The following is a 24,346-nucleotide window of genomic DNA, read 5'->3' as shown; positions in this document are numbered from 1 at the left end:
TGCTCAAATAAACTTCGAGAAATTTCTACCAATCATCAATGATAATATATATCGATCAATCAACCAGTAAAAATCCACACAAGTTGTTCTTCATAATCTCTTAATGATCTTCTTAATGCTTCGTCAACATCAAGCTAGGTCGGCTATATTACCTTTTCTTTTCAGAAAGTCAACTAGCAATGTTAATTTATTTTCTAACTCATTCTCAAAACTTAGATCCAACCTATTCAGCTAAATCCTTGTTTTTCAACAAGTTTTAATCAACATCACCGCCGATGGATGTGCATTCTACAGCATTCCTCTCCCAATGCAACCTCTTTTTTAAAATTTAATTATATTTTCTTAACAAGTGATTATATTTTCTACAAAATCACTCTTTTTTCACGGTTAATTCACATTTTTTGTGCAAATATACTTTAGTAAACTGCTTTCAACTCTCGCTATAATGGCGTTATTCTGTTCGTACTTACTATTTATTTAATAAGACTAATATTCAGCTTTTATTCTAGGATGTTTTTATGCAGTACTCTCAACTTATTTGGGTCAGTATGTTAAGTATTGGTTTAGCAGCACCCGCTTACGCCAAACAACCTGAGATTGCAGGCAATAAAATTGCTGACGATACTGCATTATCAACATCTGATAAGTTGTCTACCTCAAATGATAATAACCAGCCTTTAAACAACGATATTGCTAAGGCTTCACAACCAGCTTTAGAAAATTCAGTTAACACCAATGGATCTATCAAAGATTTAAAAAATTTAAAAATTGATAATTTCAAAGTCAATGCAACAGCAGCATTACCTGAAAATGAAAAAGATCCACTTCAACCTTTAAACAGACAAATCTACGCATTTAATGATGTTGTCGATCAAAATGTCTTGCGCCCTATAGCCGTGCAGTACGCTGATAAAGTTCCAGAACAAGTTAGAGATTCATTACGTGGCTTCCGAGACAATTTGGGTGAGCCATGGAATGCTGTAAATCAGGTTGCTCAAGGTCGCTTTAAACGTGCCGCACAAACGTTTGGTCGTTTTACATTAAATACAATTACAACGCTTGGTTTCGCTGATCCTGCACGTCGCTTATCTCTGCCAATGGAAGATGAGGATTTTGGAACTACTCTAGGCTATTACGGTGTCCCTTCTGGTCCTTACCTCGTTCTTCCTTTTATGGGACCAAGCACCTTCCGTGATACTGTTGGTCGCGTAGTAGATAGTCAGGCACGCCCTCAAAAATATTTACTCGATGGTCATGATCGTATCTATTATAGTGACTGGGCACTTAGCGCATTAGATACACGTGCTCAACTTTTAGAGATTGAACAAGTCTTGCAAGGTGACAAGTATGCAGCAATGCGTGATGCCTACTTACAACGAAAAAACTATGTTATTGCTGAAAAACGCGGTCTAGAAACGGGTTCTGGGCTATTTATTGAAGATGATTTTTCAGATGATGAATCCTTCATGGATGAGTCTATGGAATCCGAATAGAAGCCATATGCAAGTTAAAGTCTAAATCTTCTGTTTTTAGACTTTAACTTGGCGTTCGATATAAGTTCGTCTAAGATAGTTTTATAAATAAAGCATTTAGGATTGATTCTTTCATCTATGTATTTCATTCAACCCACTCGTGACATCCATCTTCTAGATAGCGTTCTAGAGGCTCTGCCGAGTTTACAAATGATTCATATAGATGATCTTCATCTTTACGATTCAACCATCATTGCCATTAGTGATGTTAATGATTTTCTGCAATTTAAATGGACTCTCCCTACGATCGTGATAGGTCATGCAGATGAGGGACTTCAACTCTCGCAAGCATGGGAACTTGGTGCACTCGCTGGCTGGATTTGGGATCGTCTTCCAAAAGACCTCGCAAAATCGATTGCTAAAATCGAAGCAAAATACAAACGTAATCAGGACAGCCGCGACCTGCCCTCCGCAGCCGAATTACAAAAAAAACTATTACCCAACCCAATCGACCTACTTAATTATAAAGTCGAGACTTTATTTCAACCGTCAGCTTACTTATCTGGTGATTGGTATGATTATTGGAAACTCAGTGATCGTGAAATCTTATTTTATCTCGCGGATGTTTCTGGACATGGTGTAACAAGCTCACTTCTTACCTCTTGGATGGCTGCATTTCACGGTAGATCGAAAACCCCACGAGAACTTCTCAAAAAACTTAATGGCATGCTTTTGCAAGAGAACATTGAAAAGCATATTACAATGATTGCAGGCACATTGAATCTAGAGACCCACCAACTTAAGTGGTCCAGCGCAGGGCATTACCCTCCAGCAATTATCTTTGAACCTAATCAGGATGCTCGTATCCTCAACACCAGCAGTTTCCCCTTAGGGCTTACTGAAGACCTCGAAATTGAAGAGTTTGAATGTACGTTGAATCGTGGAGCTCGTTTTATTATTTGCTCAGATGGTGCGCTTGAACCTTTTGATGGTGGTTTGAATGAACAATTCACCCAATTGGTCTATCACTTGCAAAATCAATCATTCGAAGTTCCTGAACATGTTGCAGATGATATTGCAATACTCAGCTTCCAACGTCTAAATTAAGTTAATAATCAATAGTGTAGCTGTTTAGAAATCGATCTACGACTGAAGACTACTTGAGTATCGACTTGCGCTATGTGATAATTTTAGCATCCTTTCTGCAAATGGCATTTATATGTCAACAGGTCATGTTGAATATGCAAGCTTGGATGGTACGCACATTTTCAAACTTATTGGAGAAGTGCGCGCTCAATCTTGTATAAGCCTTGATAAATTATTATCTCGGATTGAACAACAACAAAACGTCGTAGGCGCAATTGTTGATTTAACCCAAACTACATTCATAGACAGTACTGTGCTTGGAATCCTCGCAAAACTAGGATTAAAGCTCAAACAAGTGCATCAAGTTCAAGCTGTTATGTTATCTACTAACCCAGATATCACTACACTTGCGAACAGTATGGGTCTTGGTCAGGTTTTCGTAATTTTAAACTATTGCGGAGATCCGAATGTGTGCACGCGCGCTTTATTGGACGAACACATCACACATAATGCAATGCTTTCAACTGTATTAGATGCTCATCGTACATTAATGAAATTAAATGCTGATAATCAAAATATGTTCGAGCCTTTGGTTAAGCAATTAGAACAACAACAAGATACCATCGATCACAGCATCTGATATTCTCTTAAGCATACTGAGCGCTTAAGGAGAACCTCATGACAACCTTACTTTCTGTCACCCAAATGAACTCCCAAAATGATATTGAAAATAACTTTCAAGTCATTGAATCATTGTTAGCAAAAAGTAAGAATCAAGGGGCCTCCTTGATCGTTTTCCCGGAGAATTTCGTTTGTTTTGCGGCAGGCAAACAGCGTGAGACTGCTGAACGATTTGAAGAAATACAATCTCGTTTAGAACAACTTGCTCATCAATATCAAATGTGGATTGTTGCTGGGACACTCCCCTGTCCTTTTCGCCCAGACGGCACCATTGTGCCAGATAGTCGTGTCAGAACAACCAGTCTTTGTATTAGCCCTGAAAAGACAGAAGCACGTTATGACAAGATTCATTTATTCGATGTTCAAGTCGGTGATGCGGTAGGTGGATATCAAGAATCTAAGTATTTTGAACCAGGTGATCAAACCGTCATTGCTAAAACTCCATTTGGCAATATTGGTTTAATGGTCTGCTATGACCTTCGTTTTCCTGAACTTGCTTTAAAGCTGCGCGCACAAGGCGCAAATATTTTAACAGCACCTTCTGCTTTTACTTACACGACAGGTCAAATGCACTGGCAATTACTTTTACAAGCTCGTGCCATGGATAGTCAATGCCAAGTTTTAGGCTCAGCTCAACAAGGGTGGCACGGTGAAAAAAGACAAACCTGGGGTCACTCTGGTGCTGCGAATTCTCGTGGTCAATTGTTAGATATCATCTCTGAAGAAGGTGCTCAAATGATTACAGTTCCGTTTGACATCGATGCACAGAAAAAAATTAGAGAATCGATGCCATTAATTCAGCATCGTAAACTTATTCAGCTTTGACCTGCTCAGACATAAAAATTGAATACCAAGCTTTACAAAATTACCGCTTATCATTCCTTTTAAATCAGAGAGTATAGATATTCACCTATACTCTATCTGGAAGGAATCATGTCATTAGAAAAAGTTGTTTATACCGCACATGCAAAAGCTACTGGTGGGCGTGATGGTCGTGCTACATCATCAGATCAAATTTTAGATGTTCAGCTCGCTGTACCAAAAGAAATGGGTGGTCCCGGTGGTGGAACAAATCCAGAGCAATTATTTGCTGCTGGTTATTCTGCATGTTTCTTAGGTGCGATGAAATTTGTTGCCAACCGCGATAAATTGAAAATCACACCAAATGCTTATATTGAAGGCGAAGTGAGTATTGGTCCTATTCCAACTGGTTTTGGAATAGCAGCCACTTTAAATATTCATCTGGAAGGCTTGGATAAAGAGGAAGCTCAAAAGCTGGTAGATGCTGCTCATATCGTTTGCCCATATTCAAATGCAACACGTGGCAATATTGATGTGACCTTGAATGTGATTGTTTGATCCAGTTGTTTCAATCCTAAAAATCACGCTGATATGCATATGCATCTCAGCTTTTTTGTGGTTATAAGTTAATTTCAACTTAGAAAAAGAAATTTTATATTAGGTGGGATCAAGTAGATTTATGTGTATCTAAAGGAATAATGACTCTTTGCCTCAGCTTGCAGTAATCAGTCCTGCAGCTTAATTTAAAGAAAAATAGTGATTTGGAGATACCTCCACTAACTAGTTCAGTATCTCCAAAATTTCCGTCTTCAACTATATCAATTCAAAAGTACATATGTCTTTTTGACTATTACTCTTTTAATCTAGCAAGTAAACTATTTAAAAAGTATTGCTAAGTCAATTAAGGCGGGCGTTGTAATTGAGCCGATCATTGACTTCATAACACTAGGCGTCCCATTAACGGAAATAGCTGGACGTGCACGAGGAGTTGTAAGTGCTGTATCGCTATTTAGATCTATACGGTATAGGATAGAAGCACCATTATTGTTGCTTATCGCCGCTAGAGCTAATCCATTATCACCACCAGCAATATCGAAACCATCATTCAAGCTTAAGTTCACGCCAAGACTACCTAATCTCACCAATGTTCCATCATTGGGTGGAACTTGCTTCGTCAGTAACTGATTGGCCTGATCTAGATTAAATAATTCGGTGCTAAGAGCTGAAATAGGTGTTTTAAAACTGTTGGTATATGCCGCAGCGCTAATCACTGCATTTGTGATCCCATTAATTTTGCCATCTTGAATGGTTTCACCCGTATCGACATTGATTCGCAGATTTTGCCCTGAATTACTGATGACTCTTAAACGGTCAGCCGTTGGATTGAAGTCAACAGCAAACTGTGTGCCGTCTAGAGTACTAAAGTTACTACCCGTGCCTGCTTTAAGTGCAGTCACAAGTGTTGCAGCACCAGAATTTGGGTTAATGGTATACAAGTTTGCTTGATTAGTTAAACCATATAGTGTATCGGATTTATCAGTAGCAGTACGTAATCTAAAATCAATACCTACGAATTTTTCATTGACCAATACGCCTGTAATTTTTTGTTCGGTCGTATCATTTGGACTATTGATTTCAAATCTAATTAAAGAATTATTATTGGTCAACCCAATTCCTTTTGAAGTGGTTTCTTCTGCTCGATTAAGCGCAATCCCACGAATGGAGGTTTGACGATATTCGTTAGGCAAGTCGCTTGTCTCAAAAATAGCGTTATTGGTCGTTCCGACTTGAGCAAGATTAACTTGAAATAGTTTATATGCACCCGAGACTTTTAATGCAGCAAAACCAATATTATTTATTGGGTCTATATCAAAACCACCGTTATTCGATACATCCTGACCTAAGGGTGCAGAGATACCTAATGTTCCGGCATTTGCATTTTGCAGATAAATGCGATCTGTCGAAGATTCGATACTGTATAATTTTGTACTTGCCGTTCCAGCAAAAGCATTGGTATAAGCTGCGGCACTTACTTCGGTTGTAGCATCACCAACCCGACTAATTTCTCCATCGGTGATGGTGAGACCTGTATCAACATTAACTCTTAGGTTTTGACCATCTTGACCAATAATTCTTAGACGATCCGCAGCAGGGTTGAAATTCACGCTAAGCGCATCAGGATTGGAAGTAATTTTACTAAAAGCTGCATTACCATCTGTCGTATCTGCTGGATCAGCTGTCATTTTAATAACGAATTTTGCTACTCCAGAACTTGGATTTAACGTGTAAATATTACCCAACAAACCTACTGCATATAACTTTCCATCACTTGGACGATGGTCCATTCCAACCAGCTGATCCCCAGAAACTAAACCTGAAATTTTAATATTTGAAATCAGCGAACTAGGTTGGTCGTGATTGAGTGAGCTAATCATACCGTCACTGGTCAGTACCAAGAGATTACCAGTAGCATTTGTTGGAGGAATAGGCTCAGATGAATTTGAATCATTACATCCAACTAATCCGATACCACCGAGTGCGGTGAGGGTGCAGATGAGTGTTTTGAGTTCCATGTATAATTTTCCTTAATTACTGATATTTGATTTTGAAGAACTTCTGATTACACGGTTCAATATGTAAAACAACTCAGCTTTGCTGAGAAACACGTCGAGGTATCTTTAGACTTGGAAAGGATCATTCTATAGTTAAGCATGTAGAATACATAGAAATGTAGATCTTCAAGTTCAATGTCTGTCGCATGTTAATTAACCATATGTTTTTATTATTTTTTAGTAAATATATGTTTTATAGCTATTGTTTTGTATTGTTAGATCTATTTGGTAATACTTCACAGATTTTTTACATTAAGTATGAAACCAAATGCAAAATTAAATTATCACATTGCAAAATCTAAATATTACATAATCTTTAATTTTGTAAAATAATTTTAGTGAGATGTCTTACTGTAATGGCGTTTTGACATAAGATAATTCATAAATATTCCTATAATTCACCTTATAAACCTTATTCAAAATTATTTTTATTTATTAATGTAATTCATTACCTTATGCGAATGCGAAATGCCCAACTATTATAATTGAGCTCTTTTGTTGAATCCTCAGCTTTCGAGCTTAATTTCAAATCAGCGCTTCTTCGTTTTATCGAGAATTATTAAATAATCTCTGAATCACTCCGCCGCTTCATTTGTTACTCGAAGTACTTCCTCTAATGTACTCTTACCTTCAAGCACCTTTCGTAATCCATCATCACGTATCGAACCTGACTGCTGGCGAGCATAGTTTTCAACTTCAAACTCTGCAGCATTCCCGTGAATCAGACGGCGCATTCCATCATCAACAGGGACGATTTCATAAATGGCGGTACGACCACTAAAACCTGTATGCGCACAATGTTCACACCCCTCTGGTTGAGGCAGATTGAGCGCAATACCATCATGGACATTCTTAAAAATTTCTTTTTCAAAGTCATCCGCGGCACGCCAACTATGACAATGCGAACACAAAGTACGAACCAATCGTTGCGCAATCACACCAATTAAAGAACTCGACAGAAGAAATGGCTCAATTCCCATGTCTTTTAAACGCGTCACTGCACCAATCGCAGTATTGGTATGCAACGTCGACAATACCAAGTGACCCGTCAAAGATGCTTGCACAGCAATTTCTGCAGTTTCTAAATCTCGAATTTCCCCCACCATCACCACATCGGGATCTTGACGAAGCATCGCTTTCAATGCACGCGCAAATGTCATATCCACTTTAGTGTTAACCTGAGTTTGTCCAATACCTTCAAGTTGATATTCAATTGGATCTTCCGCGGTCAAAATATTCTTAGATCCATCATTTAAATCCGAGAGTGCAGCATAAAGTGTCGTCGTTTTACCAGAACCTGTCGGTCCGGTCACGAGAATGATACCGTGAGGACGATGCACTAATTGGGTTAATCGCTCGTAATCATCTTTCATCAGACCCAAATGGGTCATATTTAAACGGCCTGCTTGCTTGTCTAAAAGACGCATTACTACGCGCTCACCATGTGAAGAGGGTAAAGTCGAAACACGGACATCCACCTCACGACCAGCCAGTCGTAAAGAGATACGACCATCCTGAGGAATTCGCTTTTCAGCAATATCAAGTTTTGCCATTACTTTAATACGTGAAACTAACAATGGGGCAAGTTCACGACGTGGTTGCACGATTTCTCGAAGTTGCCCATCAACACGTAAACGAACCGATAACTTTTTTTCAAAAGCTTCAATATGTATATCTGATGCACTCACTCGAATGGCTTCGGACAATAATGCGTTAATCAATCTAACAATCGGAGCATCGTCTTCCTGATCCATCAGATCTTCTGCTTCAGGTACTTGATCGGCTAAACTTAACAAGTCAGGATGATCTTCTAAACCAGCAGCCACTTGCTGAGACTCGCCTGTCTCGCCAGCATAACTTGAACTGAGTAACTGACTAAAATCTTGTTCAGTCGCCAATTGATATTGGGCTGTACGCCCCACGTAACGGCGTGCTTCTTGCAAAGCAACCAAAGCAGTATCTTGACGACGGACAATAAAAACTTGATCCCCTTCATAACGCAACAAAACGCCATGCTTTTTTGCAAAACTATACGGTATTTGTATTTGTTTAAGTACTTGCATAAGGGATGATAATCATGATTAAAATTACCTCGAGTGTACTCTAAGCATTTGACAGCGTGAAGACAGTTTTTTAATGAATTTATTTAAGGATATTCCCTATTGTCACTAGATCAGAAACTTGAGCAAAACCCTTCGACTTTAAGATGGTGGGGTGAGCAGCATTTTGAACTCAATCAAGTGCGTGCTTGGCAATTTGGTTCATTGCTCTTTCGACTCACTCGTGGCTTACAAGAATGGCGCATGGAGTACTACCGTCCTCAAATTCAATACGACTACGAACAAAAGTGGCAGGAAATGGATGACCCCCATTTTTCATTTCCTCGTCCAGTGCATGTAGAACGTTACATGTTCAGGGAAACTCACCCTAAAATTCAATTGATACCACGTCTTGCAGATCGATCTGTGGTGATCCGTCCTGTAGACCCAATTTACATTCCAGCTGGTCAACGTGGCACGCTTTATATTAGTACCCCTCTGTGGCTTTCAGGTTATGTCGAAAGTCAAAAGACCCCATTATTCGATATACCGGTCATTATGCCTAAAGATACATGGTTCGGACCTGATCAACGCAGTGGTGAAATGTGTTACGCCACTTCAGTTGATGGTCGAACAGAACTCAAACAACTTCGTCCACGTGCATTTCGTGCAGTCACTCCAATTGACTTTCACAATGTCAGTGGACATCAACTCCGTTTCGATCGAATGAATGTACCTGTTCCTGCCCTGCCTTTGTTTTATAGTGAAAGTACAGAGCGATTATGGACGTCACAAATTAAAGTCATTCACGAAGGGATGGATCGACCAGCACGTATTCGTATTGAAAATCGCACCCCACCATTGGCTGGTGATGTAATTTATGTCAATCCAGCACGTGCCCCAGGTAGTACTTTATTTAACATGTTTGATTCATTCTTCTAAGGGGGGGCATATGGCAGATAGTCTTACCGGCACCATTGCTGATAGCCTCAAAAGTATATTTACCAATATCAATACGGATCGCTTAACTGAAATTATTATTGCGATTGTGCTTTGCTTTATTGGATTCCTTTTTGCTCGAGTCGTTTCCAATACTTTTGTTAGAACGATCGGCGCCAAATTTAATGCTCATCAGCGTTTGGTATGGCGTCGCGGTATTTTTTATTTTATTTTCCTCATCTTTGTGATGGCGAGTTTAAAAGAAGCAGGTTTTAAATTAAGTGTATTTCTAGGTGCCGCTGGTATCTTGACCGTAGCGCTGGGTTTTGCCTCCCAAACCTCTGCGACGAACTTGATTAGCGGTTTATTCTTGATTGGTGAAGGTTCTTTTGAAATTGGTGACACCATTCAAATTACGTTAATTCGTGGACATACCATCGAAGGCGAAGTGATCTCCATTGATTTACTGTCTGTCAAATTACTGACTCAAGATAATGTCTATGTCCGTTTACCTAATGAGCAATTAATTCGTGCTCCCGTACACAACCTTTCTAAATTTCCGATACGGCGCATTCCCATTACACTTGCAATCAACTTTCATGAAGACATCATTAAAGTACGAGAAGTTTTATTAAAGGTGGCGAACAGCTATCCTTTAGTGTTAGCAGATCCTAAACCTGCTGTGACGGTAACCGCATTCCGTGAATCTTCAATCGAATTGTTATTCGCCATTTGGTGCCAACAGGAAAACTTTTTGAAAGTGCGTGATGAAATGCAAGAACGCATTCGAAATGGTTTTGTTGATCACCATATTGAAATTCCTGTACCTAAAATGGGCTTTGTTGATCGCCCTCCACAACCCTCGTTGACAGATGAGGAAATAGACCAATACGCCAATGATAAGGAAATCAAAAGAGAGCCTAAATTATAATGAATTAAGGTTAATGCTTGATCTCAGGATCAAGCATTAGTCTCTTCTACTCGTTTTTGCTCTGGCGCTGGAGCGATGTACGCAATAATCAACATTAATCCTCCCGCGCCTAAAAATGATAAAACTCGACTTAGAGTGCCGATATGGGATAAATCTAACAACACCAACTTAAAAGTCACGATCGCCAAAATACTTGCACCAAACATCCATACCACTCGATTATGGATGATAGCGGCATATTTCATCACAATGAATGCCATGACCACCCACAATAATGTCAACGCCAATTGCACTGCAGAATCTTGCCAAATGATCCACTGGTTATAAGGTGTAGCAAAATAAAAATGTAAGGCTCTAAGAAGTACATAACTACTTACCCATAGCACAGCGAGTAAGATCAAGAATGCGCCAAGTGTTCGCTCTAGCCCCATTCTGATTTGACTGCGAAGCACCTGAATAAGCACCCACAAACCAGTCAGACTGACGAAATCAATAGGGTTTAAGATTGGGATAAAATATTTCCAAAAGGGTTCTACCACCCAAATTTGTGAGCTGACAATCCAGCACAACAATAAAATGAGGCTGGTCTTTGTTAACCAAAGCTTATTCAAGTCTGTTGTTTTAGAAACACTATAGCCATAAAGTATCAACGGTAAAAGAACAGCTCCCATCATAGGTGACATTGAAACTACACCCACACTGGCACAAGCTAAAGAAGCGAGTCCACCAAAGGCGATCCATTCATTTTCGTACTGAGCATTTGAAATTGGTTTTAACCACAGATAGCTCAGGCCCAAGCAAGCCAAGATAAACAAGCCTTGCTCACCAAATGACTGCCAGACGATGACTCCTTGAGTGTATTGATCGATCAGCATAATAGCTGCGAACACTACAATAGGAATCAGCCCCAACCATTTTGGTAATAACCATGACCATGAGACTACTTGGCGCGGTTGCAACACAAAATTGGCAGCAAAATAAATCGCAGTTGTGAATGCAAGTGTGTAGATTAATCTCATCGGTTCACTAAAACTTTCCACACCTTGATAAAGCAGTAAAAGACTCGCAAAAAAAGAAAAAATAGACAGGAAAATTTTATCTGACAGTGTCAGCTGTTTTTGATAACGCATCACAACATTGGAGACCACAATCGCAAGGATATAACTTAGACCTAGTAACCATGGGATGATATTTGGAATTGATGCTAACTCGATCAAATAGTATAAATACGAAAATAATCCAACTGTTAACAACGCATAACCTAATGTTCGCCCTACCCTAAACTCACGATGCAAACCCCATATTAAAATAAGAAGTCCTTCAATGATCCACCCGATCACACTCCATACTTGTGGGATCAAGATCGGCGGGACAAAACTTAGAAAAATAAAACCTAACATTAAATAATTTTGTTTAATCGCCGTATCAAATTTCGCATGCTGCACAACTTTAAAAATCGCAAAGTGAGTCAATGCAAAACCCAAACACAAGGCAATTTGAACCGATGTTTGATCTAAATACATGAGATGTAAAAATGCATATGCGACCAACGGACTGACATACATCAATGCGGAGTCAATAATACGCTGACCTAAATGAGCTTGATTTTGATGTGTAGCGAGCTGGTTAAATCTGAAACCCGACCAAATAAATACACTCGCATGTGCAATAACTAGACAGGATAAAACGAATCTCTCTGCAACACCGCCATTCAAAAAAGCATAACCACCACCGATAACAATAATGAGCAGCAACGCTATTTGAGTGAGTATTTTCCATGGATGTAATGTACAAATTACACCTACAACACAATTGACCGCTAGATAATAAGACAGTAATTGAGCTGAGGAAAAATCTGCATGAGGTAATGTGAACGGTGCAATATAAGCAACCAAAACGCCCATCAGGGAAAGCTCCACTGACCGCTGTTTTAAAATCAGCATGACCAACGACAGCATGCTCAAGCTGTAAAGCGTAATCGTATTAATGAGATTTAACAGATTATAGTGATAAGCAAATAGAATACTTAATAACAATCCCGCAAAACCCAGTCCTTGTAAAGCAAGACCAAAGCCGCGGTTTTTTTTCTGTATATGATAACCAAAGGCAACACATATGATCGCGATGACAGCAACAGCCAAAAGTTTGATTGAAAGACTTAAGGTCCAATGTTCAACCATATATCTCAATAATAAGACGACCCCAATCACTAGGACGGTAATCGCAACTTTGAGAACAGGATTCCCATGAAAGATCCATCGTCTGATTTGCATCCCAAAACCCAAATCATGCTGCTGATTTGTCTGGATTTCCTCTGAATCTTGTAAAATACTTGTGGTGCTGGTCTGATCGTCTCGATCTAGTTTTATTAGCTTTTCCTGCAAAGCACCGATTTGAATTAATCGTCCCTCAAGTTGTCGCAACCAGTTTAGAAAAAAATAAATCCAGAGTGTTAAACCTAATCCAACCAACCATGTCCAATCGAACAAGCTGCCAATTAGTGCAAGAAATGACGAAATATATAAGGGCAATCGTGATGTATTCTGTTTCGAATAATGAGTCTGTTGCTCAATGTTGGTAAGCGGTTTTTCAATATGATGGGCATATTGCATAACACTTATGAGGAATGCAGCAACACATAAAAACGTAATGATCGGCAACGCTAGAACCCAAGTACTGATCGCTACTATGATGAGGAGCATCAACCAAATCATTTTTATTTCACTATGTTGCTTCAGCATACACATCATTCCTTTTTAGCTAGATTGATGATACCTCAGCAAGAATTGGCATTTTGCGTTTTTCATCGCATATTCTGTACACTTGATTGCAAATCTTGTATCAGCGCAACTGCTGAAAATCACGTACAATGAAAAAGTTAATTGGATTAGGAACGTTTCAATGCCACCATTTGTCTTGGTCGATGGGTCATATTTTTTATTTCGTGCTTATCACGCACTACCACCGCTAACGACGTCAACAGGTTTACAAACCAACGCAATTCGCGGAGCTATTTCTGCTATCCAAAAGTTAATGCGTCGTGTTCAACCTACACACATGGCTGTCATTTTTGACACACCTGAACCAACTTTCCGTCATCAACTTTCCCCAATATATAAAGGGGATCGACCGAGCATGCCTGACGAACTCGCTCAACAAATTCCGTATTTACATAATTTAATTCGTGCTTTAGGTATCCCACTCCATGCCATACCTGGTGCGGAAGCCGATGATATCATCGGTACGCTGGCAAAACGTGCAGAAAATGAAGGCTATCAAGTCTTGATTTCCACAGGCGATAAAGACATGGCTCAATTGGTCACGGACAAAGTGACACTTGAAGACAGTTTTAAAGACAAGCCCATGGATGTGAATGGCGTTTTTGAAAAGTTTGGTGTTTGGCCGAACCAAATTATTGATTATTTAACCCTCATGGGAGATGCCTCTGACGGCATCATGGGCGTTCCTGGTATCGGAGCAAAGACTGCGGCTAAACTGCTGAATGAATATGGTTCAATTGGTGGCATTCTTGAAAATGTCGATAAAATTAAAGGCAAAGTAGGCCAAAATATTAAAGACAATGTAGATGGTATTGCGCTAGATCATCAGCTAGCAAGTATTGTTTGTGACTTAGACATGAATCTGACCTACGATGATCTTAAACTCCGAGATCCAAATGTTGCAGAGTTACGTCAGCTTTACACCGAACTTGAGTTTAGAAATCAACTTCAGTCTTTAGATCATCCCAACAATCCAAATAGTGCTGCGTATAAACAATCAAGTCAAGTTGTCGCAAAACCGAGTACTGCAACATCGAAAATCGAAGACCAAGCGGTTCAAACTAGTGTAGATGATCAGCTTGGCGAGGCAACTTACCATACCGTTTTAACACCAGCGGATTGGGAAAAACTCTTTCAAAGATTGACTACTGAGAAACGCTTTGCTTTCGATACTGAAACCACAAGTTTAGATTATCGTGTTGCAGAGATGGTAGGCTTCTCTGTGGCATTTGATGCCCAAGATGCATATTACGTTCCGCTTGCTCACGACTATGAAGGTGCTCCAGAGCAATTGGATCGCGACGCTATTCTTGCGCAAATCAAACCAATTTTAGAAAACGCTGAGATTGAGAAGATTGGTCATCATTTAAAATATGATGCTCATATTCTCGAAAATCATGGAATTCATTTACAAGGCTGGTACTTTGACACCATGCTTGCCTCGTACGTGCTCAATGCTGTGGCGACGCGCCATGGTATGGATGACGTTGCGCGCGTTTATCTTAGCCACTTAACCACTACTTACGAACAAGTGGCGGGCAAAGGTGCTAAACAAAAAACCTTTAATCAAATTGAAATCGAAACAGCAGCGCATTATGCCGCTGAAGATGCCCATGTAACCTATCGTTTGTATGAGGTATTGGAGCGTAAGCTTAAAGAAATCCCAGAGCTTTTCAATATTCTTCATCAAATCGAAATGCCGACAGCTGCAGTTCTGACGACGATGGAAGAAAATGGAATTCAGCTCGATTTGAGTTTCCTCGATCAATTGGGTCAAGAATTTTCTAATACAATTCTAGAGTTAGAAAATCAGATTATCGAAATCGCTGGTCAACCTTTTAATGTCAGCTCACCTAAGCAGGTGGGTGATATTCTTTTTGATAAGTTAGGTTTAAAAGGTGGTAAGAAAACTTCAACAGGTCAATACAGTACCAGCGAAAGCATTCTTGAGAAAATTGATCACCCGATCGCTGCACTTATTTTAGAATATCGTGGCTTGTCTAAATTAAGAAGTACCTATACTGACGGTTTAATCAAACAAGCCAATAACGAAAGTCATCGTGTTCATACCAGCTACCATCAAGCTTTAACCGCAACTGGACGATTATCTTCTACTGATCCTAATCTTCAGAATATTCCAATTCGCGAAGAGATCGGTCGTCAAATCCGAAAAGCTTTTGTTGCACCTGAAGGTCGGGTTTTACTTGCTGCCGATTACTCACAAATTGAACTACGTCTTATGGCACATTTTTCACAAGATGAGGCTTTAGTTGACGCGTTTAATCACGGCCAAGATGTTCATCGCCGTACTGCAGCAGAAGTATTAAATATTGCTTTGGATGATGTAACCAATGATCAACGTCGCCAAGCCAAGGCAGTCAACTTTGGATTACTTTATGGCATGTCTGAGTTTGGTTTAACACGTCAGTTGGGATTCACACGCGAAGAATCTCAAAATTACATTAAACAATATTTCCATCGCTATCCTGGCATTTATGAATATATGCAACGCACACGACAAGTCGCCTTAGAACAAGGCTTTGTTGAAACCATTACAGGGCGACGCTTATACACCCCAGATATCGATGCGCGCAATATGATGATTCGAAAGGCAGCTGAACGCGCTGCAATTAATGCGCCTCTTCAAGGTTCTGCTGCGGAGATTATCAAAATGGCAATGATCGAAGTAGATAAAATTCTCCCTAAAGATCAGGCCAAATTATTATTGCAAGTTCACGATGAATTAGTGTTTGAGGTAGATGAAGCGATTGCTGACGAGATCTCTATTAAAATCGCAGATGCAATGCAAGGTGTTGTTCAACTCTCTGTGCCACTTGTTGTTGAAGTCGGCAAAGGGAAAAACTGGGGCGAAGCGCACTAATTTCTAAGATTCTTAAATTGCAAAAAAGGACTCATTTGAGTCCTTTTTTATAAAATTGTTAAAATCCGTAATCTAGATTTAACCAATTGATTTCAACATGATTTCAGCAATATAAAGTGTAAAGAATGCAAGGATTGGAGATAGATCAATCATCCCTAAATTTGGCATTACTTTACGGAATGGTGCCAACATCGGTTCAGCTAATTCTTGAATCACTTCAATATAAGGTGAACGTGTTTGTGAAAACATCAAAATCCAACTACATATGATGTAAGCGAACAGTAAATATTTAAGAATTGAAATTAATGCCTGCAACATTGAAAGTACTGTTGAACCAATAAAGTACAATACATCGCCTGTTGGTAAGGCATTTAAATATTTATAGCCAAATACCTTAAGAAAATACAACAACACGATCAGCACTAAAGCTGCTAGATTTACACGCCCCTGTGCCACAGTTGGCAAGATTCGTCCAAACACATCTACAATTTTAGTTGCTTTCACTGTCGATAGCACAACAGGGTTATATGGACTGACTGCCGCCAATTGCATTAAAAAACGGAAAAATACCAATAAAATCGCAACATTAATGATAATGTCAAAAAATAGCGCAGAGTTCGCACCCATACTTCAATTTTCCTAAAATTTAGTTATTTAGAACTATCACTTAATTCCTGAGCGAGCTCCTGACTGCGTTTTTTTGCAGCCGCAAGAGCAGCTTGAATATTCTGTGAAATTTGCGCTCGATCAAAAACTTCCAAGGCCGCTTGAGTTGTACCATTTGGTGATGTCACATTTCTACGCAGTTCAGATGGCGTATTAGAACTGGTGATCGCCATTTGTGCAGCACCGAGAGCTGTTTGTAGCGTTAATGCTGTTGCAATTTTCTCATCCAAGCCTAAATTTTTCCCAGCACGAATCATACTTTCCATCATATAGAAAAAGTACGCTGGACCTGACCCCGATACCGCAGTTACTGCATCAATTTGCTCTTCTGAGTTTACCCAAAGTGTTAAGCCTGTTGCAGCTAAAATCTGACTTGCCAATTCACGCTTTGCTTGGTCAACAACGTCATGAGCATATAAACCATGGGCACCTGTTTGAACCAATGCAGGTGTATTAGGCATGACACGAACGATAAACTCCGTCCCCGTTAATGCAGCAATCGTTGCAATTTCAGCTCCTGCTACAATCGAAACAATTAACTTATTCTCAAATTTATCTTTTAACGGTTTAAGAACTTGTGCCAGTACTTGTGGTTTCACCGCCAGAACAACAACATCAGCATTTTGGATCGCGTCTTCATTATTGTCTGTAACTTGAATTTCTTTTTCTTTTAATAACTCTCTCACACGTTCTACAGGATCGGAAACTGTAATACGCGTTGTTGGTAAACCACGACTAATCAACCCTCCAATTAGGGCTTGAGCCATATTACCACCACCAATGAAACAAATATTACAGTTTAACGCAACACTCATGAACGACTCTCAACCTTGATTTTATAGCGATGAAACTAACTTTGGCTGCCAACCACCGACTTCACAATATTCTGATTCAGCCAGCCAAAACCCTTTTGGCGTGAAAACACCAAGCATAACATTATCTAAGCTTAAAATTTGAATAGTATGACGCTTCCATGGAAAAATTTGTGCCTCTTGAATTGCTTTTTTTAATGGCCATTTCCCCACACGTCCATGCAAATGGACTTTTTCCCCACCTTGACGATAATGCAATGTCAGAGACTGATTTAAAAGTTCTGTACGCAGACCACACTCTTCATGATGTTGGCAGATCTTAAATTGACCCGAAGCTAAATTAACAACTTGCTGGATTTCAAATTTTATTTCCGAATCAGTTGTGTTTGATTCTGCTAAGTATTCATCCTTAGGAACTCGATATAAGATATTTTGGAAACGAACATAATATTGTCCATTCCAATGCAATGCTGCTTGTGCATCAGGTTTCGCCAAAATAACTTCTTCAGTCAATCGCTCTACCATCTCAAATGCAGGACGGTATTGATCCTTACCTTTCATCCAATTGGATAAAAGTTGTCTTCTTCTTGCTAAACTTAATTGATTGAGTTGTCGTAAATCTAGATGATCATCATCGCCACAGAACGCCAAATCCTGTTGTAAAATCTCTTGCAAAATTTCATCCGCATCTTGCATCAACACACTGGTTCTCACAATCGCCTGTTGCATTTTAGGGAATCGGCTTTGCAAAATATTCCAAAGCTCATGACGGCACCAAGCTCGATCATAGTGCGTATCAAAATTGGTCGGGTCATCCACGTAGGGCAATTTGAGTTGTTCTACCCATTGGCAAATCTGCTCACGACTTAGATTCAATAATGGTCGCCAAATAATGATGTCTTCACGTGAATCTAATAATTTCATCGCGGACAACCCCTGTATTCCAGCACCAGAGAACAAACGTAATAATACGGTCTCAGCTTGATCCTGCTGATGATGTGCCAGTACTAAAATATCTGTGTCGGATAAATGATGTTTAAAAGCTTGATAACGTGCTGCTCGAGCTTGCTGTTCCAAATTCCCCTCAGCAACTTGAACTGTCTCGAGAACCACAGGGATGTGCGCTGCTATACAAAATTGATGGACGAATTCAGCCCATTCCTGATTTGCAGATTGCAACTGGTGGTTAATATTAATCGCACGGATTTTTTGGGGAATTAATTGAGACATGAGATACAGCAACAGCATGGAATCCATGCCGCCACTACATCCCACTAAGAACGTGTGTTCATCACCAAATTTGGCAATTTGTTTTAAGAAGCTAGACCTGAATTGTCGCTGCCAAACTTCATTAAACGTTGGTAACGTGCTTCGCATCTTGCATTTGCATCCATTGGAACAAGCTCATCAAGTGCAGCTTGTAACACATGTTTTAATTTATCCATGACTACGTCTGGCTGAAGATGAGCACCCTCACCTTCATCTACAACATACTCAACAATACCAAGTTCTTTCAGTTTATCCGCAGTGAGTGCAAGTGCTTCACTCGCTTGCTCAGCTTTTTCAGCAGTTTTCCAAAGAATTGAGGCACAACCTTCAGGTGAAATCACAGAGTAAATACTGTGAGAGAGCATAATCACACGATCTGCAACGCCAATGCCTAATGCACCGCCAGAACCACCCTCGCCTAGAACAGTCGCGATGACAGGTACTTTTAAACTTGAGAGTTGAGCTAGACTCGTAGCAATTGCTTCTGCTTGTCCACGCTCTTCAGCACCTACACCAGGGTATGCACCCATGGTGTCAATAAATGTGAAAACTGGAAGATTAAAGCGTTCAGCCATATCAAGTAAACGCTGAGACTTGCGATAGCCTTCTGGATTACTCATCCCAAAATTATGCTGTAACTTTTCACGTGTACTACGACCACGATGTTGACCAACCACCATCACAGCCTGACCATTAAAACGTGCTAAACCGCCAACCATTGCACCATCATCACCATATAAACGGTCACCATGAAGTGCATCAAATTCTGTAAAAATTTCGCTCACATAATCTAAAAATTGTGGGCGATCTGGATGACGCGCAATTTGAACCGTTTTCCATGCTTTAGATTGAGCAGCTTTATTTTTCATAAGTCGATGAATATCCCTAAATTAACTATGACGTAGTTAACTAATAAAATTCGCTTATCAGCTTCTGTTAGCCAATAAATTGTTCCGACTGAATATTCAAAACGATATCCCAATGTTTAAATTGCACCTGCTCATCATGCAGCTCTGCAACCAACAAAGGCCATTGTTTTGCATCACCAGAAACTTTCAGTTGCCATTGTTGCTCATCTAATATCTTTAATTCAATGGCAGGAAGCATCTCATCGCTTCGGCTGTGATTCAGCAAAATTGCGAGACGAAGGAGCAAACATAGATAGACAAGTTTAATTCCACCGACTTTCGTCACATCATTTTTTGCTTCAGCACGCAATTTACGGCGATGATGAGCGACCAAATGTGACAAATGATTTTGATCAATTTGTGAAAAACCAGCAATGTCAGAATGCTGAAGCAAATATGCGCCATGACGATGATAACCACTATGACTAATCGCTAAACCAATTTCATGAAGATAAGCTGCTCGACGTAGCAAATCACTATCGTCATTATTTAGACCAAGCGTTCCTGCCACGGTATCAAATAATTGTTGAGCCGTTTCAACAACACGTTCTGCTTGTTTTTGATCAGCACCATAACGCCCCATCAAGGCTTGTACGCTACGATCTCGAATATCTTCATGCTGGAAACGCCCGAGTAAATCATACATTACACCTTCTCGTAAGGCGCCATCTGAATAGACTAGCTTATCAACTTGAAGAACTTCAAATACAGCGTATAAAATCGCAATACCCGCAGGTAGGACTGCACGACGATCTTCCTTAAGACCCTCAAATTCCATGTCTGAAATATGCTTGTATTTGAGTAACTTATCTTTAAGTTTTTCCAAGCCTTCTCGCGTCAAGTTTTCCTGATCATCGCTCCAACCCATATTTACCGCAATTTGACGACAGGCTTTAATGGTTCCACTTGAACCAACAACAGTATCCCATCCTGCCGCACGGTAAGTAGTCGCGATACCCGAGATTTCTTTGCGTGCCGCAGTCACCGCACGATCGAAAGCTTTTGGATTAATATCTCCGTCTGCAAAATAGGCCTTCGTAAATGCAACGCATCCCATTTGCACGGATTCAGTATGAATCGGCTCAAACTCTTCACCAATGATTAACTCAGTCGAGCCACCACCAATATCAATCACCAAACGGCGACCGCTGTTCGCCATAGTATGTGATACACCTAAATAAATTAAGCGTGCTTCTTCACGACCAGCAATAATTTCAATAGGTTTAGGCAGAATTTCAGCTGCTTTTTGAATGAATTCATGCCCATTTTTAGCTTGGCGCAAAGCATTGGTGGCCACAATTCTTAAACGATTCGATTGGACTGAACTTAGGCGCCCTACAAATCGAGCCAAGCATGCTAAACCACGTTGTTGAGCAGCTTCTGTCAAATTTTTATTTTCATCTAAACCTGCGGCCAATTGGACCTTTTCAGACATCGATGCGACTTTTTTTACCTCACCATGATCAACTCGAGCAATCGCCAAGTGGAAGCTGTTTGAGCCCATATCAATGGCTGCAAGGAGTTCTTCATCAATCAAAAAATCAGACATTGTTGCGCTAAGTTCAACCAGAATTGTGCCTAGATTAATTCACATAACTGTAATTTAAAAGCCATTTATTTAGTCAATTTAACGACTATTTAAAAAATCATCATATATGACAATTGTGTTACACCGATCATGGAAATCGTGAGCATCAATTAGACATTTACAGAATTTAGTCCGAAAATAAACCCTATCCCCTACTTTGTTAAAGTGGTCTATGTAATACTTATATACATAGATAGACCGTTTTCAAAAAATTATTCGGAGCAAATTCCATGTCTGCTAATATCGTTAATACAACTGATGCTAATTTTGAAGCTGACGTTTTAAATTCTGACACGCCAGTTCTTGTTGATTTTTGGGCAGGCTGGTGTGCGCCATGTAAAGCTATTGCTCCTGTACTTGAAGTTTTAGCAACTGAATACGAAGGTAAAGTTAAAATCGTAAAAGTTGACGTAACTTCATGCGAACAAACTGCTGTAAATTACAATATTCGTAATATCCCAGCTTTATTGATGTTTAAAAATGGTGAAGTTGTTGCTCAACAAGTTGGTGCAGCTCCTAAATCTAAACTTGCAGCTTTTATTGAAGAAAATATCTAATTCTTTCAATTTTAATTGCCTTGAAAGCGTCAAATTTTTGGCGCTTTTTTTGACGGTAAAATTGACAAAGAGCCATATCTCACTTATATTGCATGATCAAGAAACACTTGGACAATTTCTCCTCGTTTCTTACAATACACAAAACATAAGATCGCCGCTCGGCTAAAGAAATTGTTTACACATTTCTCCTCGAAAGAACTTACTAGATTCTGAGTTTGTTATTGTGCAAATCAATTGCTGCTCTTTTCTTGCACTGCGGATGTCTTTTGCTTCTATTCTATCTGTGTTCCACACTTCCTTTTAATTCAATCGACCATTTATGAACTTAACTGAACTCAAGAAAAAACCGATAGGCGAACTCATCAAAATTGCTGAGTTCATGGGCCTTGAAGGAATGGCACGTAACCGTAAGCAAGACATTATTTTTGCCATTTTGAAACGCCATGCTATGAATGGTGAAGAAATTTTCGGCGATGGTGTTCTTGAAATTCTGTCTGATGGTTTCGGTTTTTTACGTTCTGCAGCAGGGTCTTACCTTGCGGGTCCAGATGACATTTATGTCAGCCCTTCTCAAATTCGCCGCTTCAATTTGCGCACTGGGGATACGATTACAGGTACGATTCGTCCACCAAAAGAAGGCGAACGTTATTTTGCACTTTTAAAAGTGAATCAAATTAACTACGACACGCCAGAAAACTCTCGCAATAAGATTCTTTTCGAAAACTTAACGCCTTTATTCCCAACTGAACAATTAGTGATGGAGTTAGGAAATGGTTCGACTGAAGATTTAACTGCGCGTGTTGTCGATTTAGTTGCTCCAATTGGTAAAGGTCAACGTTCAATTATTGTTGCACCACCTAAAGCTGGTAAGACAATGTTGATCCAAAACATTGCTCAATCTATTGTTCGTAATAATCCTGAATGCTTCCTAATCGTTCTTCTCATTGATGAGCGCCCAGAAGAAGTAACAGAAATGGAACGTACCGTTCGTGGTGAAGTTGTTGCTTCAACATTTGACGAATCACCTGCACGTCACGTTCAAGTCGCTGAAATGGTGATTGAAAAAGCGAAACGTCTGGTAGAACACAAAAAAGACGTTATTATTTTGCTTGACTCAATTACACGTTTAGCACGTGCATATAACACTGTTATTCCATCATCAGGTAAAGTTTTAACTGGTGGTGTTGATGCCCACGCTTTAGAACGTCCAAAACGTTTCTTCGGTGCTGCACGTAATATCGAAGAAGGTGGTTCACTTACGATCATTTCTACTGCTTTAATTGAAACTGGCAGTAAAATGGATGAAGTCATCTACGAAGAATTCAAAGGTACAGGTAACCAAGAAATTACGCTTGATCGCCGTATTGCAGAGAAGCGCGTATTCCCTGCGATGAATATCAAGAAATCTGGTACACGTCGTGAAGAACGTCTCATGGATGAAGATAAACTACGTAAGGTTTGGATTTTACGTAAGCTTCTCCATCCTATGGACGAACTTGCTGCGATGGAATTCTTACTTGATCGCATGAAGGAAACCAAGACCAATGATGATTTCTTCGATCAAATGAAACGCAAAGCTGCCAACTAATACGCAAAAGGCCATCATTTATTGATGGCCTTTTATTTGGGTTGACACCATTTACATAAATACACAATACTAACTTTTGAATGTAACTTTTCTTGCAAGTATGTGATTTTTATCATCTTGTATTTTAATTCCCTTTATTTTTTAAGTATTTACTTAGTATTTCTCCAATTCAAAATGCAAAAATGATTGTAATTTTCTGTTAAAAATAGGGTCAAATTTCTCATTTTTTAAGCATTTTTTCATTTCGCCTAGTAGTAATTCAAAATACTCAGTGATAGCATGTCGGCATACCAGTTAGGCTGCTCCATGCGTTATTAACCTTACTAACGTTAGGAATAATAAAAGCACACAACAGACTAACCGGGTTTTTTGTCTCAATTTATTTTAATGAGAGTGATGCCATGTTATTCAAAAAAATTGCTATTGCTGCTGCCGTTGCTACTACTTTAGCTTTCGTTGGTTGTGCTAAAAAAACTGAAGAAGCTGCTGCTGACGCAAACGCTGCTGCATCTGAAGCTGTAGAAGCTGCTTCTGAAGCTGTTGTAGCTGCTGACGCTGCTGCTGTTGAAGCTTCTTCTGAAGTTGCTGCTCAAGCTGACGCTGCTGCTGCTGAAGCTACTGATGCTGCTGCTGAAGCTACTGACGCTGCTGCTGACGCTACTGCTGCTGCTTCTGCTGCTCAATAATCTAAAGTTTAGATTATTCGAAAAAAAGAGAACCTTTGGTTCTCTTTTTT

At 39.7% G+C, this 24,346-nt stretch carries 19 protein-coding genes; 11 read left to right on the top strand and 8 right to left on the bottom strand.

The window, feature by feature from the left end:
- The first annotated feature begins 518 nt into the window (after positions 1-518).
- The 5 genes from AC1M9K_RS05545 (at position 519) to AC1M9K_RS05525 (ending at position 4,598) form a co-directional block, all read left to right on the top strand.
- Positions 519-1,493 (top strand): MlaA family lipoprotein, encoded by a 975-nt coding sequence (locus AC1M9K_RS05545; RefSeq protein ID WP_481588734.1) that lies wholly within the window; start codon positions 519-521, stop codon positions 1,491-1,493.
- Positions 1,494-1,610: 117 nt separating this feature from the next.
- On the top strand, positions 1,611-2,579 hold the full coding sequence (gigA, locus tag AC1M9K_RS05540; RefSeq protein WP_481588733.1) for an RsbU family protein phosphatase GigA: 969 nt from the start codon (positions 1,611-1,613) through the stop codon (positions 2,577-2,579).
- Between the two features lie 112 nt (positions 2,580-2,691).
- Positions 2,692-3,198 (top strand): anti-anti-sigma factor GigB, encoded by a 507-nt coding sequence (gigB, locus tag AC1M9K_RS05535; protein WP_035268529.1) that lies wholly within the window; start codon positions 2,692-2,694, stop codon positions 3,196-3,198.
- 38 nt (positions 3,199-3,236) lie between these two features.
- Positions 3,237-4,064: a carbon-nitrogen hydrolase family protein gene (locus tag AC1M9K_RS05530; RefSeq protein WP_481588732.1), complete on the top strand. Its 828-nt coding sequence runs from the start codon at positions 3,237-3,239 to the stop codon at positions 4,062-4,064.
- Positions 4,065-4,172: 108 nt separating this feature from the next.
- Complete coding sequence (locus AC1M9K_RS05525) at positions 4,173-4,598, top strand: organic hydroperoxide resistance protein (RefSeq protein ID WP_481588731.1); 426 nt, start codon at positions 4,173-4,175, stop codon at positions 4,596-4,598.
- Positions 4,599-4,915: 317 nt separating this feature from the next.
- Here AC1M9K_RS05525 and AC1M9K_RS05520 read toward each other — a convergent pair whose 3' ends face one another.
- Complete coding sequence (locus AC1M9K_RS05520) at positions 4,916-6,613, bottom strand: DUF4394 domain-containing protein (RefSeq protein WP_481588730.1); 1,698 nt, start codon at positions 6,611-6,613, stop codon at positions 4,916-4,918.
- 614 nt (positions 6,614-7,227) lie between these two features.
- On the bottom strand, positions 7,228-8,715 hold the full coding sequence (gene gspE / locus AC1M9K_RS05515) for a type II secretion system ATPase GspE (protein WP_481588729.1): 1,488 nt from the start codon (positions 8,713-8,715) through the stop codon (positions 7,228-7,230).
- Positions 8,716-8,814: 99 nt separating this feature from the next.
- Between gspE and AC1M9K_RS05510 the strand changes: the two genes are divergently transcribed.
- On the top strand, positions 8,815-9,633 hold the full coding sequence (locus AC1M9K_RS05510) for a hypothetical protein (RefSeq protein ID WP_092768367.1): 819 nt from the start codon (positions 8,815-8,817) through the stop codon (positions 9,631-9,633).
- Positions 9,634-9,643: 10 nt separating this feature from the next.
- Positions 9,644-10,561: a mechanosensitive ion channel family protein gene (locus tag AC1M9K_RS05505; protein ID WP_180028502.1), complete on the top strand. Its 918-nt coding sequence runs from the start codon at positions 9,644-9,646 to the stop codon at positions 10,559-10,561.
- A 29-nt stretch (positions 10,562-10,590) separates the two neighbouring features.
- On the opposite strand, the gene AC1M9K_RS05500 is transcribed toward AC1M9K_RS05505, so the two are convergent.
- A complete protein-coding gene (locus AC1M9K_RS05500) occupies positions 10,591-13,302 on the bottom strand; it encodes a DUF2339 domain-containing protein (RefSeq protein WP_481588728.1) in 2,712 nt (903 codons plus the stop codon).
- 160 nt (positions 13,303-13,462) lie between these two features.
- Between AC1M9K_RS05500 and polA the strand changes: the two genes are divergently transcribed.
- On the top strand, positions 13,463-16,222 hold the full coding sequence (gene polA, locus AC1M9K_RS05495) for a DNA polymerase I (protein ID WP_481588727.1): 2,760 nt from the start codon (positions 13,463-13,465) through the stop codon (positions 16,220-16,222).
- 78 nt (positions 16,223-16,300) lie between these two features.
- Here the strand turns inward: polA and AC1M9K_RS05490 are convergent, their stop codons facing one another.
- The 5 genes from AC1M9K_RS05490 to ppx all read right to left on the bottom strand — a co-directional run bounded on the left by AC1M9K_RS05490 (position 16,301) and on the right by ppx (position 21,426).
- The gene (locus tag AC1M9K_RS05490) at positions 16,301-16,849 is read right to left on the bottom strand and encodes a YggT family protein (protein WP_481588726.1); all 549 of its coding nucleotides are present in this window, start codon (positions 16,847-16,849) and stop codon (positions 16,301-16,303) included.
- A 23-nt stretch (positions 16,850-16,872) separates the two neighbouring features.
- A complete protein-coding gene (proC, locus tag AC1M9K_RS05485) occupies positions 16,873-17,703 on the bottom strand; it encodes a pyrroline-5-carboxylate reductase (protein ID WP_481588725.1) in 831 nt (276 codons plus the stop codon).
- A 21-nt stretch (positions 17,704-17,724) separates the two neighbouring features.
- Positions 17,725-19,077: a tRNA lysidine(34) synthetase TilS gene (gene tilS / locus AC1M9K_RS05480; RefSeq protein WP_481588724.1), complete on the bottom strand. Its 1,353-nt coding sequence runs from the start codon at positions 19,075-19,077 to the stop codon at positions 17,725-17,727.
- Positions 19,014-19,838 (bottom strand): acetyl-CoA carboxylase carboxyltransferase subunit alpha, encoded by an 825-nt coding sequence (locus AC1M9K_RS05475; protein ID WP_035268558.1) that lies wholly within the window; start codon positions 19,836-19,838, stop codon positions 19,014-19,016. Before AC1M9K_RS05475 ends, tilS begins: the two co-directional genes overlap by 64 nt.
- A 67-nt stretch (positions 19,839-19,905) precedes the next feature.
- The gene (ppx, locus tag AC1M9K_RS05470) at positions 19,906-21,426 is read right to left on the bottom strand and encodes an exopolyphosphatase (protein WP_092768355.1); all 1,521 of its coding nucleotides are present in this window, start codon (positions 21,424-21,426) and stop codon (positions 19,906-19,908) included.
- A 269-nt stretch (positions 21,427-21,695) separates the two neighbouring features.
- Here ppx and trxA point away from each other — a divergent pair, with 269 nt between their 5' ends.
- The 3 genes from trxA (at position 21,696) to AC1M9K_RS05455 (ending at position 24,296) form a co-directional block, all read left to right on the top strand.
- Positions 21,696-22,022 carry a thioredoxin gene (gene trxA, locus AC1M9K_RS05465; protein ID WP_035268564.1) on the top strand — a complete coding sequence of 109 codons (327 nt, stop codon included), beginning with the start codon at positions 21,696-21,698 and terminating at the stop codon, positions 22,020-22,022.
- A gap of 319 nt (positions 22,023-22,341) precedes the next feature.
- Positions 22,342-23,610 (top strand): transcription termination factor Rho, encoded by a 1,269-nt coding sequence (gene rho, locus AC1M9K_RS05460; RefSeq protein WP_481588723.1) that lies wholly within the window; start codon positions 22,342-22,344, stop codon positions 23,608-23,610.
- A 401-nt stretch (positions 23,611-24,011) separates the two neighbouring features.
- A complete protein-coding gene (locus AC1M9K_RS05455) occupies positions 24,012-24,296 on the top strand; it encodes a hypothetical protein (RefSeq protein WP_035268570.1) in 285 nt (94 codons plus the stop codon).
- The last annotated feature ends 50 nt before the right edge of the window (positions 24,297-24,346 follow it).

The organism is Acinetobacter sp. 24-47-67, assembly GCF_056779735.1.
The sequence above is the reverse complement of the archived record's forward strand: the minus strand, read 5'-3'. Positions and strand labels throughout refer to the sequence as shown.